General features: G+C 66.2%; 10 protein-coding genes, 1 tRNA gene and 2 rRNA genes. 4 read left to right on the top strand and 9 right to left on the bottom strand.

The features are described from left to right. The first annotated feature begins 33 nt into the window (after positions 1-33). Both pknB and NOSIN_RS21770 read left to right on the top strand, forming a co-directional pair. On the top strand, positions 34-1,869 hold the full coding sequence (pknB, locus tag NOSIN_RS21765) for a Stk1 family PASTA domain-containing Ser/Thr kinase (RefSeq protein WP_077692522.1): 1,836 nt from the start codon (positions 34-36) through the stop codon (positions 1,867-1,869). Between the two features lie 172 nt (positions 1,870-2,041). Further along, a complete protein-coding gene (locus NOSIN_RS21770; protein ID WP_073701982.1) occupies positions 2,042-2,296 on the top strand; it encodes a cell division protein CrgA in 255 nt (84 codons plus the stop codon). A gap of 327 nt (positions 2,297-2,623) precedes the next feature. On the opposite strand, the gene NOSIN_RS21775 is transcribed toward NOSIN_RS21770, so the two are convergent. Then, complete coding sequence (locus NOSIN_RS21775) at positions 2,624-3,544, bottom strand: rhomboid family intramembrane serine protease (RefSeq protein WP_171986622.1); 921 nt, start codon at positions 3,542-3,544, stop codon at positions 2,624-2,626. Positions 3,545-3,584: 40 nt separating this feature from the next. Then, positions 3,585-4,109 carry a peptidylprolyl isomerase gene (locus NOSIN_RS21780; protein WP_077693709.1) on the bottom strand — a complete coding sequence of 175 codons (525 nt, stop codon included), beginning with the start codon at positions 4,107-4,109 and terminating at the stop codon, positions 3,585-3,587. 336 nt (positions 4,110-4,445) lie between these two features. Between NOSIN_RS21780 and NOSIN_RS21785 the strand changes: the two genes are divergently transcribed. After that, on the top strand, positions 4,446-5,057 hold the full coding sequence (locus NOSIN_RS21785) for a hypothetical protein (RefSeq protein ID WP_077692523.1): 612 nt from the start codon (positions 4,446-4,448) through the stop codon (positions 5,055-5,057). Between the two features lie 245 nt (positions 5,058-5,302). Here NOSIN_RS21785 and NOSIN_RS21790 read toward each other — a convergent pair whose 3' ends face one another. The 5 genes from NOSIN_RS21790 to NOSIN_RS21805 form a co-directional block, all read right to left on the bottom strand. Further along, positions 5,303-5,941 (bottom strand): DUF1707 and DUF4870 domain-containing protein, encoded by a 639-nt coding sequence (locus tag NOSIN_RS21790; RefSeq protein WP_236743411.1) that lies wholly within the window; start codon positions 5,939-5,941, stop codon positions 5,303-5,305. A 231-nt stretch (positions 5,942-6,172) separates the two neighbouring features. After that, positions 6,173-6,487, bottom strand: coding sequence for a WhiB family transcriptional regulator (locus NOSIN_RS21795; RefSeq protein WP_077692525.1), 315 nt, complete (start codon positions 6,485-6,487; stop codon positions 6,173-6,175). 1,083 nt (positions 6,488-7,570) lie between these two features. Beyond that, positions 7,571-7,643 (bottom strand) — tRNA-Ala (locus NOSIN_RS21800). Between the two features lie 251 nt (positions 7,644-7,894). Further along, positions 7,895-8,017, bottom strand: a complete 123-nt coding sequence (locus NOSIN_RS27510) for a DLW-39 family protein (protein ID WP_216349818.1) — start codon at positions 8,015-8,017, stop codon at positions 7,895-7,897. Between the two features lie 182 nt (positions 8,018-8,199). Further along, complete coding sequence (locus NOSIN_RS21805; RefSeq protein ID WP_077692526.1) at positions 8,200-9,033, bottom strand: helix-turn-helix domain-containing protein; 834 nt, start codon at positions 9,031-9,033, stop codon at positions 8,200-8,202. 575 nt (positions 9,034-9,608) lie between these two features. Between NOSIN_RS21805 and NOSIN_RS21810 the strand changes: the two genes are divergently transcribed. Beyond that, positions 9,609-9,917 carry a hypothetical protein gene (locus NOSIN_RS21810; protein ID WP_077692527.1) on the top strand — a complete coding sequence of 103 codons (309 nt, stop codon included), beginning with the start codon at positions 9,609-9,611 and terminating at the stop codon, positions 9,915-9,917. Between the two features lie 581 nt (positions 9,918-10,498). Here NOSIN_RS21810 and rrf read toward each other — a convergent pair. Both rrf and NOSIN_RS21820 read right to left on the bottom strand, forming a co-directional pair. Next, positions 10,499-10,614 (bottom strand): 5S ribosomal RNA (gene rrf / locus NOSIN_RS21815). Between the two features lie 93 nt (positions 10,615-10,707). Next, positions 10,708-13,801, bottom strand: a 23S ribosomal RNA gene (locus NOSIN_RS21820). Between the last annotated feature and the right edge of the window lie 212 nt (positions 13,802-14,013).

The following is a 14,013-nucleotide window of genomic DNA, read 5'->3' on the forward strand; positions in this document are numbered from 1 at the left end:
GGCCTCCGGAAGACACGAGGATCAGTACACGACATGTCCCAGCCCCGGCTCCTTGGCGGACGCTACGAGCTCGACACCATTGTCGGGCGTGGCGGTATGGCCGAGGTCTACCGCGCACGCGATCTGCGCCTCGACCGGCTCGTCGCCATCAAAACCCTCAAACACGACATGGCCCGCGACCACGTCTTCCAGGCGAGGTTCCGCCGGGAGGCCCAGTCGGCGGCCTCCCTGAACCATCCCGCCATCATCGCGGTGTACGACACCGGCGAGGACATGATCGACGGGGTGTCCATCCCGTACATCGTCATGGAGTACGTGGACGGGCGGACCCTCAAGGAGCTGCTGGACGACGACCGCCGCCTCCTGCCGGAGCGCTCGGCGGAGCTGGTCGACGGCATCCTCAAGGCCCTGGAGTACAGCCACGACAACGGGATCGTCCACCGCGACATCAAGCCCGCCAACGTGATGCTGACCCGCAACGCCGAGGTCAAGGTGATGGACTTCGGCATCGCCCGGTCGATGTCGGACGACCAGGTGACGATGACGCAGACCTCCCAGGTCATCGGCACCGCCCAGTACCTGTCCCCGGAGCAGGCGCGCGGCGAGCGGGTGGACCCGCGCAGCGACATCTACTCCACGGGCTGTGTGCTCTACGAGCTGCTCACCGGCCATCCGCCGTTCACCGGTGACTCCCCCGTCTCGATCGCCTACCAGCACGTGCGCGAGGACCCGGTCCCACCGAGCGAGGTGGACCCGCAGGTCCCCGAGTGGCTGGAGGACATCACCCTCCGGGCGATGACCAAGAACCGCGAGGAGCGGTACCAGAACGCGGCCGAGATGCGCGCGGACATCCAGCGCGGCCTGGCCGGGATGCCCACCCAGGCGGGCACCATGGCCATGGCGGCGGCCGGGGCCACGACGGCGATGCCTCCCGCGCCCGGCGACCGCTACGACGACTACGGCGACTACCGGGACGACTACGACGACTACGACGACCGCCGGCAGGGCAACGCGGGGAAGACCGCGCTGTGGGTGCTGCTCGGCGTCGGCGTGATCGCCTCCCTGGCGCTGGTGTTCTGGCTGATCAGCGAGGGGAGCAGCCCGGACACGCAGACCGCCGAGGTGCCGGACGTGGCCGGGTCCACGACGGCGGAGGCACAGACCGAACTCGGCGAGGCGGGCTTCGACGAGACCGCGGTCGAGCAGCAGGCGAGCAAGGACGTCGAGGAGGGCCAGGTCATCGAGACCGACCCTGCCGCGGGCGAGACGGCGGAGCTGACCGAGGAGATCGTCCTGTACGTCTCCAGCGGGCCGGACGCCGTCGAGATCCCGCCGGTGGAGGGCCAGAGCGAGTCCGAGGCGACGAGCGCGCTGAACGAGGCGGGCTTCTCGAGCGTCACCACCGAGCAGAGGGCCGACGACAGCGTTCCCGAGGGCGACGTGATCGGCACCGACCCGGCCGCCGGGGAGGCGGTCGCCCCGGACACCGAGATCACGTTGCTGGTCTCCTCCGGACCCGACCAGGTGGCGGTCCCCGACCTGGTCGGTATGACCCAGTCGGGCGCCCAGTCCGCTCTGGAGCAGAGGGGGCTGAGCGCCTCCTTCACGGAGGAGCCGAGCACGGAGGGTCCGACGGGCACGGTCATCAGGCAGGATCCGCAGTCCGGACAGTCGGTGGAGCCCGGAACCACGGTGAACGTCGTGCTCGCGACCGAGCCGGAGGCGGAGGAGCCGCCCGGGGGCGGTGAGCAGTCGCCTCCGGGCAACGGCGAGGAGTCCCCGCCCGAGGGCGGTGAGCAGTCGCCTCCGGGCAACGGCGGGGAGGACGGCGAGGGCGGCTTCGAGTTCCCCTACATCCGCAGGGACTGAGACGGCCGCCGACCAGGCACCGGGCCATGTCGCACGATGGTGCGGCATGGCCCGTCGGCGTACCGGGGCGCACCCCGCGTGGTGGGGACGGCCCACCGGTGACGGGGGCCTCCCCCGGGGCGTAGACTGTGCTCTCGTTGACGAACCCGCCCCACGTACTGGAGCAGCGACCGTGCCCAAGTCCCGCAGCGATCGCAAGAAGAAGGCCGTCTACACGCCGCCTCCTTCGAAGGAGAAGCCCAAGGTCAGTCCGCGCTGGCTGGTCCCGACGATGCTGGGCTTCTTCGCCTTGGGCATTCTCTGGATCGCGGTCTACTACATCGCGGGTGCCCAGGTCCCGTACATGCAGGACTGGCACAACTGGAACCTGCTGATCGGATTCAGCGGAATCATCGTGGCCGTCATCCTGTCCACCCGCTGGCACTGACCCCGCGGCCGTGGAAGGGTACGCCCCCCAAGGATCGGCGCGGGTGCCCCTCACGTAGACACGCGCACCCGCGCTGAACAGCACCGACACACGTTTTCCACAGAGTTATCCACAGGCTGTGGGTAGCTCTTCTCGCTGTGCCCGGACGCGGTGGGTCGGTGGCTTCGGCGGACGGGTTCCAGCGGGCCGGTTCCGGCGGGCTGGTCCGGCGGGCGCGGGAGGGCGGCCGCGGCTCCGGGGCCGCCCTCCCGCGCACGGGACGGGCCCCGGAGGACTCTCCCCCCGGGGCCCGTTCGGCTCGCCGGGGCCCGTTCGGCTCGGTGCGCCTCAGCCGAGGACGATCAGCGGCGCCGCGGACACCAGGGCCGCGAGCAGCGCGGCGAACGCCGACACCAGCAGGACGTGCGTGACCGTGCGGACCGTGTTCCCCGCCGTCCTCCCGGGCAGGTAGGCGAACACGGCGCCGAGGAGGAGCCCGGCGACCAGTCCGCCGATGTGCGCGGTCCAGGAGATGTTGGGGACCACGAAGGTCAGCACGAGGTTGACCGCCAGCAGGACCCCGACCATCCTCAGGTCCAGGCGGAGCCGCCTGCCGATCACGAACACCGCTCCGAAGAGGGCGAAGATCGCGCCGGACGCCCCGACGGAGAACTGGTTGGGCACCATCAGGAGGCTGAGCACCGACCCCGCGAGGGCGCCGAGCACCCACAGGGCGAGGAAGCGGCCGTGTCCCAGCCAGCGCTCCAACTGCACGCCCAGGATGTACATGGCGTACCCGTTGAACAGCAGGTGGAAGATGCTGCCGTGCAGGAACGCGGCCGTGATCAGCCGGTACCACTCACCGGCGAGCACCCCGAGAAGGGTCCCGTCCTCCACCCGGCCGAGGCCGAGCATGGCGAACTCCCGGACCAGCGGTGAGGCACCCGCCTGGCCGAACGTGTCGGAGGTGCCCATCTGGGCGACGAACCCCGCCACCATCATGCCGAGGATCGTCCATGTCACGTAGGGCCTGGACACGGCCCTGCCCCCGAACGTGGTCCGTGCCCGGCGTGTCCCACGGTTCCCCTCCGAGACGCAGCGGGGGCACTGGAAGCCCACGGACGCCTCGACCATGCAGTCCGGGCAGATGGGCCGCTCGCACCTGCTGCAACTGACTCCGGTCTCCCGGTCGGAGTGCCGGTAGCAGGTGCGCGAGGCCCGGGGTTCCGGTTCCGGCGCGGATCCGGACGGCGGCGGGGGTGCGCTCATGGGCGGGTTCTTCCTCCTCGGGTTCTGGGCACCGTCGCCGCTACCGGCTGATCTCGATGCTGTTGATCACCACGTCCTCGCGCGGGCGGTCCTGGGAGTCGGTGGCGACCTTGGAGATCGCGGTGACCACGTCGGTGCCCTCTACGACCTCGCCGAAGATGGTGTGGCGGCCGTCGAGCCAGTACGGCTTGTCAACGGTGATGAAGAACTGCGAGCCGTTGGTGCCCGGGCCCGCGTTGGCCATGGCCAGCAGGAACGGGCGGTCGAAGCGCAGGTTCGGGTGGATCTCGTCCTTGAAGGTGTAGCCGGGGCCGCCGCGGCCGGTACCGAGCGGGTCACCGCCCTGGAGCATGAAACCGTCGATGACACGGTGGAAGATCGTGCCCTCGTACAGGCTGCTGTTGGACGGCTTGCCCGTGGTGGGGTCCATCCACTGCTTCGACCCTTCTGCCAGGCCGACGAAGTTGGCGACCGTCTCCGGCGCCTCCTCCTCGAACAGCTTGACGACGATAGTTCCCTTGGAGGTGTTCAGCCGCGCAGTGGGCTGACCCGTGGAGTCCGACACCTGCATGCCTTTCGGTCGACTTCGTTTACGTGCTCACGTTACCCGTCCGCGTCCCGGGCCCGGCCTGCGCCGGTCGTCGCCGCAGCGACGACGACGGCGGCGGCGACAGCGGCGTCCGATTCCGCTCGACGGGGTTTCACGTCCGGCTCCGGAGGAAGTGTGAGGAGAAAACCCTCCGGGCGGTGTCGAAACGTAGATCACACACGGAGAGGACGTATGTTGAGATAACACCCGGATAACGGGGAAGGACGACGAGGAAGCCGCCCGTGTGGCGTTGATCGCCGACCACCCGGGTGAGGACCGTAGAACCGGTGAACGATCGAAGGAGCTGACGACGTGCCTATCACTTCCAAGCGACACAAGGCACGCAAGGAGGCGGAGCTCACCCTCGCCCTCGCCCGCCTACAGGACCTGGCCAAGGAACAGGCCGACAGGATCGGCCCGTATGCCGACCAGGCGCGCGACCAGGCCACTCTGAAGCTCCTCCAGGCCCGCGGGTGGACCGCACCACGGCTGGAGAACGCCGCACAGCGTGTGGAGGACACCGTGGCGCCGCGTGTGGCCGGGGCGCTCACCGCCGCCGCCCACCGTGTCAGTCCGCTCCAGAAGCGCCGTCGCGGGTCGCGACTGATGCTTCGGGGCAACCGCGGTGTCTCCCGCGGAGTCCTGATCGGAGGCGCCGCCGTGATCGGCGGAGTGGTCGTGTACTCGCTCATCCGCCTGCGCCAGGCGTCCCAGGACGCCGAGTGGCAGGAGCACCTGGACCAGGCTCGCGACCAGGTCCGCGAAACCAGGGAGGACCTGGAGGAGAGGGCGTCCAAGACGGCGGAGAAGGCCGCTGAGGGCACCGAGGAGACCGCCAAGACGGCCAAGAGCAAGGGCAAGGAGACCGTTCGTACGGCCACGGGCAACACCCGCGCCAAGGAGAACGGCCAGCCCGAGCGCTAGGAACGACGGGAGACGGACCGCCGTGCCGGGCGGGGCGACGGGAGCCCCGCCCGCGGACCGGTTCCGCTCCCTCCGCCGGGGCGGTCCCCTCCGTCCCGGCTTCGTCGTGTCCGGGGCCGGCGGCGTACTCCGGCGCACCGGCCGGGGTCCCCGCTCCCCGGGGTCCCCGCTCCGGCGTTCCCCGGTCCGACGGGTCCCGTACCGGTGAACTCCGTAACGGTGGGCCCTACTCCGGTGAGTCCTGCTCAGCCGCCCTTGAGGACGCGGAACATCGGATAGCGCCAGTTCCGGCCCATGAGAGCGGCGACGCCGGCGACGGCCGGAACCACCGTCCAGCCCACGACGACGGCGAGCGTCACCAGCAGGGGCGCGATGAGCCAGGACAGGAGCACGCTCACGATCCCGGTGACGATGCAGAAGATCTGGAAGTTCAGCGACTCCATGGCCTGGCGGCGCACGTAGGGCGAGATCCTGTCGCTGAGGAGGAGCACCACCAGGGGCGCGACGACGGGGACGAAGTAGTTCCCCCAGTGGCCGGCGGCGGCCACGACCCGTTCGGCCGGTGTGCTCGTCAGGGGCACGTCGGGATCGGTCCCCTTCTGGCCTCCCTGAGCGCCGAAGACCCCGAACGGGCCCGCGTGCCCGGACCGGGGCGCTCCCGCGGGGGTGAGGCCCAGGTCCTCCGTGAGGGGGACGAGGTCTACCCCGAACTTGGCCCGCATGGCCTTCTCGGTGCGCTCGTCGAACTCCGCCTCGTCGAGCTGGCCGCGGCTGAACGCCTCCTGGAGGACGCCGATGACGTCGTCGCGCTCGGCGTCGGTGAGACGGATCTGCGGCCTGGCTCGCGGTTCCCAGGCGCGCCTCGCCGGGTACTGAGGATCCACGGCTACTCCCACTCCCACTCCCAACGGCGACGGGAGTACGGCACCGATCGGCCGTACTCCCACCATGATGCGCCGTCGGGACGGTTTTGGGTATGGGGGCCGTCCCTGATCCTCCCCTGAGCCGCCCCTCCCCCTTGAGGTGGAGAACGCCCCCGACTTTCGTCCGTGCCCGTCCGCAGTCCTCCACGGGGCGGTGCCGGGACTCCCCCACCCGGCTACCGGTCGGCCCGGCTAACTCCGCGCGGCGACCACGACCTCCTGTCCGGACCGCTCGCGCTCGTAACGGCGCTCGGCACTGGTGAGCAGCTCGTGCCAGCTGGTGACGTCCTTGCGGCGGCGCAGCAGAGCACGGCGCTCGCGTTCGGTCATGCCTCCCCAGACACCGAACTCGATACGGCCGTCGAGTGCCTCGGCCAGGCACTGTGTACGGACCGGGCAGCCCCGGCAGATCAGTTTGGCGCGGTTCTGGGCCGCCCCCTGCACGAACAACGCGTCAGGGTCGATCTCCCGGCATTTGGCACGGGTCGCCATCTTCTCATTCCACATGTTGCCCCACTCCCAAGATCAGCATGTGTGGTGATCGGAAAATCCGTCGACTGGCGCGACCGTCGACGGGCGAGGAGAAGCGGGCCGATCCGAGGACGGTGTCACGTGGCCGTGCGGGGGGCCGCACGTCCGTCTTCGGGGGTTGATCGTTTCGGCGCGCTGTCTTCCTCGTTGTCACTGGTGTCGAAACTACGGTTCGTCCTAGTTCACCAACAGACCCCAAGAGGCCTATTTCTCATATGGCCCAGTAGGACCATTGCACTTAGAGGAAGTGTCATCATACACACACGCAGAGTGACCGCATGTGGTAGAAGCGGACTCATGCGCCCTGAAGGAGGAGTTGCTTCCCGGCGTTTCTCCGACAAGCCTCGTGACCTGCGATTTCGTTGCTCCTCCCCGACAGGACTCCCGTCGGGGAGTGTCCGGGCGAAGGGGACTCTGGGTCATCCACCTCACCCGAACGGGCTATACGGACCCCCGGGACGTACCCGCCGCACGGACCCGCGCGCCACCCATTTCCCACCCGTACGGACGAATCGGAACTACCCATTGGTAACCAGGGTCATCGGCACTACTGCTTAGTAACACCGAGGACTGGAACTACTGCTTGGCAACCGTGGAGATCGTCAGTCCCCGACCGGGATATCCCTATTAGACCCGGACAAGAGTTCCAAAACGAGAATTTCTTCGCGGACGTTTTACACGGTGCACTCCGGGGCGATCCCGGCCAGATCCGACCCCCAGCCCGGAAGCACCGGAGAACAGGCGGGCGCAGGGGAGGGGCACGGGGCGAGGGAGGGGAGGGGCGTGGAAGGGCGTTCCGCCCGTGGACGCGGCGGATCCGCGCACCGTCCGGGACGGGGGGTGCGTGCTCAGCCCGGGACGCCGTCGCCGGCCCGGACCGCGACCGCCGAGCGAGTCCGCCCCGGCGGCGGCGACGGCGGCCTGGAGGCCCTGTGGGGCTCCGGCGGGGGATCGGTGGAGTCCGGTGCGGCCGCCCCTCCGGGGACACGACTCCGGGGACACGACGAAGGCGACCCCGCGGGCAAGCGGAGCTTGCGGGCGGGGTCGCCTTGAGACGAGTGGAGCCAAGGGGAGTCGAACCCCTGACCTCCGGTATGCAAAACCGGCGCTCTGCCAGCTGAGCTATGGCCCCTCGGAGCCGGGCGTGAGCCCTGGCCACCATACAGAGCATACCGTCATCGAGGCGGTCCCGCTCACCGAGCGGGGCCGTCCGGTCGGGGCCACGACTCCGGAACCGGAAGCAGCACAAAGCCGTGGGTCGCACCTCGGGATTGTTGGCCCACCCACGTCTTCGTGTCACTCAGGAGCTGGCCGGGACGGCGCACGCGACACCGGTCCTCGGTCGCCCGGTGGATACCTCACGGCCGCCGATGCGGCGCTTGGTCAGCCCTCGCTGGCCGCCGTGGCCTCGGTCCACAGGTCGAGCTCGGCGCGGTCCGCCTGGATCTTGCGGTAGACGGCGAAAGCCCCGAGGGCCACCAGCACCAGAACGATGATCTTCTTCACTGTCCGGACCCTTTCGGTGATTCGATGTGTACACGGGCTCCCGCACGGGACGGGGGCTCCGCAGAGAACTTTATGAGGTTGTCACCACGCAGACTAGCAAGCCGTCGGTAGCGGTCCCTGCCACAGTGGACCGTTTTCCACCAACTTCTCGGGATGAACCGCGAAGCGGTGCCTTCGGTGCCTCAGGTCAGCAGCGCCATCCGCCGCAGGATGGCCACCGTGGCCTGTGGAGACGCCGCGATCCGGGTGAGCCCGGACCACACCCGCTTGCAGGCCTCGACCGACTCCTCGGCCTCCACGATCGAACCGCCCTGGGTGGCCTCGACGTAGGCCAGGGCGGCCTCGTCCTCGTCGAACTCCAGCACGGAGAAGGGGCCGGCGACCCCGGGGTGCGGGCCGGCCGAGGTGGGCAGCAGCTGCACGGTCACCCGGTCCGACTCGGTGGCCAGCTCCACGATGCGGGTGGTCTGCGCACGCAGCAGTTCGAGGTCTCCGGACACCCGCTGGAGCGCGTCCTCCTCGACGACGGCGTGATACCGGGCCAGGCCGCCCTGGTCGAGGATCTCCTGGCGCTTGAGGTAGGCGGCGACCATCCGCTCGACGGCGTGTTCCCCGTGCCCCAGCGCCCGTGCCACGGTCGCGGTGTAGTCGGGGACCTGGAGGAGGTCGGGGACGAGGATGCCCGAGTAGGACTGCACGTAGACGGCTCCCGCCTCGTTGCCGACGTACGCGGAGGAGAGCACGTCCTCGTACTCGGTCCACCACGGACGCAGCCGGGACTCCCGGACGAGGGTCAGGATGGCCTCGCGCTGCCCGCCGGTCACCCCGTACAAGCGCAGCAGGGCCGAGATCTCCATGACGGAGGGCCACTTGCGGATACCGGTCTCGATATGGCCCAGTTTGGCCGGTGACCACTCCAGCTCCTCGGCGACATCGCTGAGGGTCATACCCGCCTGCACGCGGCGGCGGCGAAGCTCGGCGGACAGTCGTCGGCGACGAACCGTGGGGCTGGTCATAACGCTGATCCCATGACGCAGAGTGGCGAAGTCGTACCACCAGCGAAACACGGCGTCTAGCATCTAGCAATGCGTTTCTAGGAAACAGCCACCGATTCGATGCATTACGGCGGCCAGAAACCCGACGGACCGGACGACAAACCCACCTTTTGACACGAGGGCGTCCGGAACCGGAAGAGCCGCGGTCTCAGAAGCACCATGGGGCACCATCCGGAAAGGCATCCCCCAAGCCTCACCAGCATCAGGAGGTGGTTTCCACACCTCTGCTTCCATCCCACGACCCAGGCGCCGACAGGAAAGGAGGAGAGGGGCGCCGAGGAGGGAGCCGACCCCGGGGTCCCGGGAAGGGCCGGGGAGGCCGGAGAAGGGAACGGAAGGGCACGGAGAGGGCGCGAAGGACACGGGGTCCAGGACGTGGAGGGGAGGACTCCGAAGGGAGCGAGTGCGAGGAGGTCCGCGGGTGTCCGTTGTCTCCTGTCTCGTGTGTCTCACCCTGATGCCAGTGTGAGGAAACAGCGTACGATGCTTGAGGTGCCCGCCCCGGCGAGCGTAACCGTACACATAGAGGAAACCCATTGAGCTACCCCATTAACGACGCAGAGCAGCTGATCGCGAACGCGGAAGCGGAGATGCCGCCGAGCACCCGGTCCCGCCTCATCGCGAAACTCCGGATGGGGAAGCACATCGACGACGCGGCCGGCGAACTCGGCATCAACTCCACGCAGGTCTTCTCCACCGCGCGTATTCTCACGGCCTTCGGCGACCAGCTCGACTCCACCCTCACCGAGCAGCGGGACCCGTCCCTGCCCCACGGCACCGTCACGGGGTACAACAAGCGCTGCCGGTGCCCGGAGTGCCGCAGCGCCCTCCAGCAGCGCGTCTGAGCGCCCTGGTCGTCCCGAGCCGCGGCGGCCCCCCGGGCCCTGACCGTCCCGGGCGGGTGTGGGGCCGGCCTGTCCCCGCCGGGGCCACAGAACGCCCGGGCCCCGCGCGGCTCCGGTCCCGCATCCGCGTCAAGGGGCTCCTGAGCCCTCCCGAATCTCACCCGGTCGAGTCGACCACCTGCGCTAACGCCTCGTTAACCGAGACTTCTCGAACCAATGCGGCTCACACAGGCTTATCGGCCCCCGGTTGGGGAAAACCGCTGAACATGAACGAGCACGTGGACTGGTCGGCGATGAGCGAAGAGGACTTCGTTGCGCTGCTGCGGCAGCTCATCGACAGCCCCGAGGTCGACGAGGACTAGACGGACGCGGCACCAACCGGCACGGGTCCCCCGCCCCGGGCCCGAAACCCCTTCACCCCAAGCGCATGGTGACGACGTGACCGCGGTGGCATCGTGGCCGCGGCGGTCGGCGTGCGCCAGATCCCCCGGGACATCCCCTCACTCCACAGATTCACACACGCACAAGCCCACACACAAAAAAAGGGGGCCGCCCACAGGCGACCCCCTCCCCAAGAAAAACCGTGGCAGCAACCTACTCTCCCACCCCACCACAGGGCAGTACCATCAGCGCAAAGAGACTTAACGACCGGGTTCGGAAAGAGACCGGGTGTGACCCTCCAGCAATAACCACCACGGAAACCAACACCCACAACCACTCAACCCACCAAAAGGGGAGCAGCCACGAGCAAGCTTCGTGAACAAGTGTGCGCGAACATCCAATTATCTGCAGCGGACAAGCCCTCGGCCTATTAGTACCGGTCAGCTCCACCCCTCACAGGGCTTCCACACCCGGCCTATCAACCCCGTCGTCTACAGGGAGCCTTACCCTCTCAAAGGAGGCAGGAGACCTCATCTCGAAGCAGACTTCCCGCTTAGATGCTTTCAGCGGTTATCCCTCCCGAACGTAGCCAACCAGCCATGCCCTTGGCAGGACAACTGGCACACCAGAGGTTCGTCCGTCCCGGTCCTCTCGTACTAGGGACAGCCCTTCTCAAGTCTCCAACGCGCACAGCGGATAGGGACCGAACTGTCTCACGACGTTCTAAACCCAGCTCGCGTGCCGCTTTAATGGGCGAACAGCCCAACCCTTGGGACCAACTCCAGCCCCAGGATGCGACGAGCCGACATCGAGGTGCCAAACCATCCCGTCGATATGGACTCTTGGGGAAGATCAGCCTGTTATCCCCGGGGTACCTTTTAGCCGTTGAGCGACACCGCTTCCACACGCCGGTGCCGGATCACTAGTCCCAGCTTTCGCTCCTGCTCGACACGTCCGTCTCACAGTCAAGCTCCCTTGTGCACTTACACTCAACACCTGATTACCAACCAGGCTGAGGGAACCTTTGGGCGCCTCCGTTACTCTTTGGGAGGCAACCGCCCCAGTTAAACTACCCACCAGACACTGTCCCCGAACCGGATCACGGTCCAAAGTTAGATGCCCGAAACAGTCAGAGTGGTATTTCACCAACGCCTCCACCGCCACTAGCGTGACAGCTTCACCGGCTCCCACCTATCCTACACAAACCATCCCAAACACCAATGTCAAGCTATAGTGAAGGTCCCGGGGTCTTTCCGTCCTGCTGCGCGAAACGAGCATCTTTACTCGTAGTGCAATTTCACCGGGCCCATGGTTGAGACAGTGGGGAAGTCGTTACGCCATTCGTGCAGGTCGGAACTTACCCGACAAGGAATTTCGCTACCTTAGGATGGTTATAGTTACCACCGCCGTTTACTGGCGCTTAGATTCCCAGCTTCGCGGGGCGAACCCCACTAACCAGTCCTCTTAACGTTCCAGCACCGGGCAGGCGTCAGTCCGTATACAGCGTCTTACGACTTCGCACGGACCTGTGTTTTTAATAAACAGTCGCTTCCCCCCGCTATCTGCGACCCCACCCAGCTCCGACCGCGAAGGTCTTCACCAGACAGGGCTCCCCTTCTCCCAAAGTTACGGGGACAATTTGCCGAGTTCCTTAACCATGGTTCACCCGAACGCCTCGGTATTCTCTACCTGACCACCTGCGTCGGTTTAGGGTACTGGCCACACACGAACTCGCTAGAGGCTTTTCTCGACAGCATGGGATCACTCACTTCGCCTAAAACGGCTCGGCATCACGTCTCAGCCACACGAGAGGCGGATTTGCCAACCCCTCGGCCTACACGCTTACCCCCGGACAACCACCGCCGGGTAGAGCTACCCTCCTGCGTCACCCCATCACTTGCCTACTACGGGATCGGATCCCAGACCAGTCCAGAGGCAGTTCCCGAAGGAACCACCAAGAACCAGCGTGGTTAGCATCACCCGATTCAGCATGGACGCTCGTGCACGGGTACGGGAATATCAACCCGTTATCCATCGACTACGCCTGTCGGCCTCGCCTTAGGTCCAGACTCACCCTGGGCGGATTAACCTGCCCCAGGAACCCTTAGTCAATCGGCGGCAACGTTTCTCACGTTGCTTTCGCTACTCATGCCTGCATTCTCACTCGCACACCCTCCACCACACGATCACTCGGCAGCTTCTCCGGATGCACGACGCTCCCCTACCAACCCACGCTCAAAGAACGTAAGCTTCACAGCTTCGGCGGTGTGCTTAAGCCCCGCTACATTATCGGCGCAGAACCACTTGACCAGTGAGCTATTACGCACTCTTTAAAGGATGGCTGCTTCTAAGCCAACCTCCTGGTTGTCTCAGCAACTCCACAACCTTTCCCACTTAGCACACGCTTAGGGGCCTTAGCTGATGATCTGGGCTGTTTCCCTCTCGACTACGAAGCTTATCCCCCGCAGTCTCACTGCCGCGCTTCACTTCACCGGCATTCGGAGTTTGTCTGACGTCAGTAACCTGGTAGGGCCCATCAGCCAAACAGTCGCTCTACCTCCGGCAAGAAACACACGACGCTGCACCTAAATGCATTTCGGGGAGAACCAGCTATCACGGAGTTTGATTGGCCTTTCACCCCTACCCACACCTCATCCCCCAGGTTTTCAACCCTGGTGGGTTCGGGCCTCCACGAGGTCTTACCCCCGCTTCACCCTGGACATGGGTAGATCACTCCGCTTCGGGTCCACAGCATGCGACTCAACCGCCCTATTCAGACTCGGTTTCCCTACGGCTACCCCACCCGGGTTAACCTCGCCACACACCATGACTCGCAGGCTCATTCTTCAAAAGGCACGCCATCACCAAAGACAAGCTCCAGCTCTGACGGCTTGACAGCACACGGTTTCAGGTACTATTTCACGACCCCTCACCGGGGCACTTTTCACCTTTCCCTCACGGTACTAGTGCACTATCGGTCACCAGGACGTATTTTGGCTTAGCAGGTGGTCCTGCCAGATTCACACGGACTTTCACGGGCTCCGCGCTACTCGGGGACACACCAACACCTAGGCTCTTCCTTCACCTACAGGACTCTCACCCGCTCCGGTTCCGCTTCCCAACGGATTCAGCTAGAAGAACCACTCAGTGCTCCAGGCCGACAGACCTGGACAGGTGCACCCCACAACCCCGCACACGCAACGACTGCCGTCTATCACACGCATGCGGTTTAGCCTCATCCCCGTTCGCTCACCACTACTAGGGGAATCACTGTTGTTTACTCTTCCTACGGGTACTGAGATGTTTCACTTCCCCGCGTCACCACCAACTGCCCTATACATTCAGGCAGCGGCAACCCGACACAACTCGGGCTAGGTTTCCCCATTCGGACACCCACGGATCACAGCTCGGTTGACAGCTCCCCGTGGCCTATCGCGGCCTCCCACGTCCTTCATCGGCGCCTGGTGCCAAGGCATCCACCGTGTGCCACTATCACTTGGCCACTACAGATAATAAGATGCTCGCGCACACTATTCACAAATCAAAACACCAACCGCATACTCCGACACCACTCACGCCACCAGGATCCTCGTCCTGACGACCTCTGAGAGTTCTCCGAGGCGGTCCGCGGGAACCAACACCGGCCACCCACCCCCCACCATGGGAGAGCAAGCGGCCAGAGGTTGCTTCCTCAGACACCCAACAGCGCGCCCCC

The sequence above is a fragment of the Nocardiopsis sinuspersici genome (assembly GCF_001998325.1).
Classification (GTDB): domain Bacteria; phylum Actinomycetota; class Actinomycetes; order Streptosporangiales; family Streptosporangiaceae; genus Nocardiopsis; species Nocardiopsis sinuspersici.

Bases quoted from the DNA above. Each gene is read 5' to 3' on its own strand.
- pknB (WP_077692522.1), top strand. From the start codon at position 34: ATGTCCCAGCCCCGGCTCCTTGGCGGACGCTACGAGCTCGACACCATT.
- NOSIN_RS21775 (WP_171986622.1), bottom strand. From the start codon at position 3,544: ATGAGCGCACCCCCGCCGCCGTCCGGATCCGCGCCGGAACCGGAACCC.
- NOSIN_RS21795 (WP_077692525.1), bottom strand. From the start codon at position 6,487: ATGTGGAATGAGAAGATGGCGACCCGTGCCAAATGCCGGGAGATCGAC.
- NOSIN_RS21805 (WP_077692526.1), bottom strand. From the start codon at position 9,033: ATGACCAGCCCCACGGTTCGTCGCCGACGACTGTCCGCCGAGCTTCGC.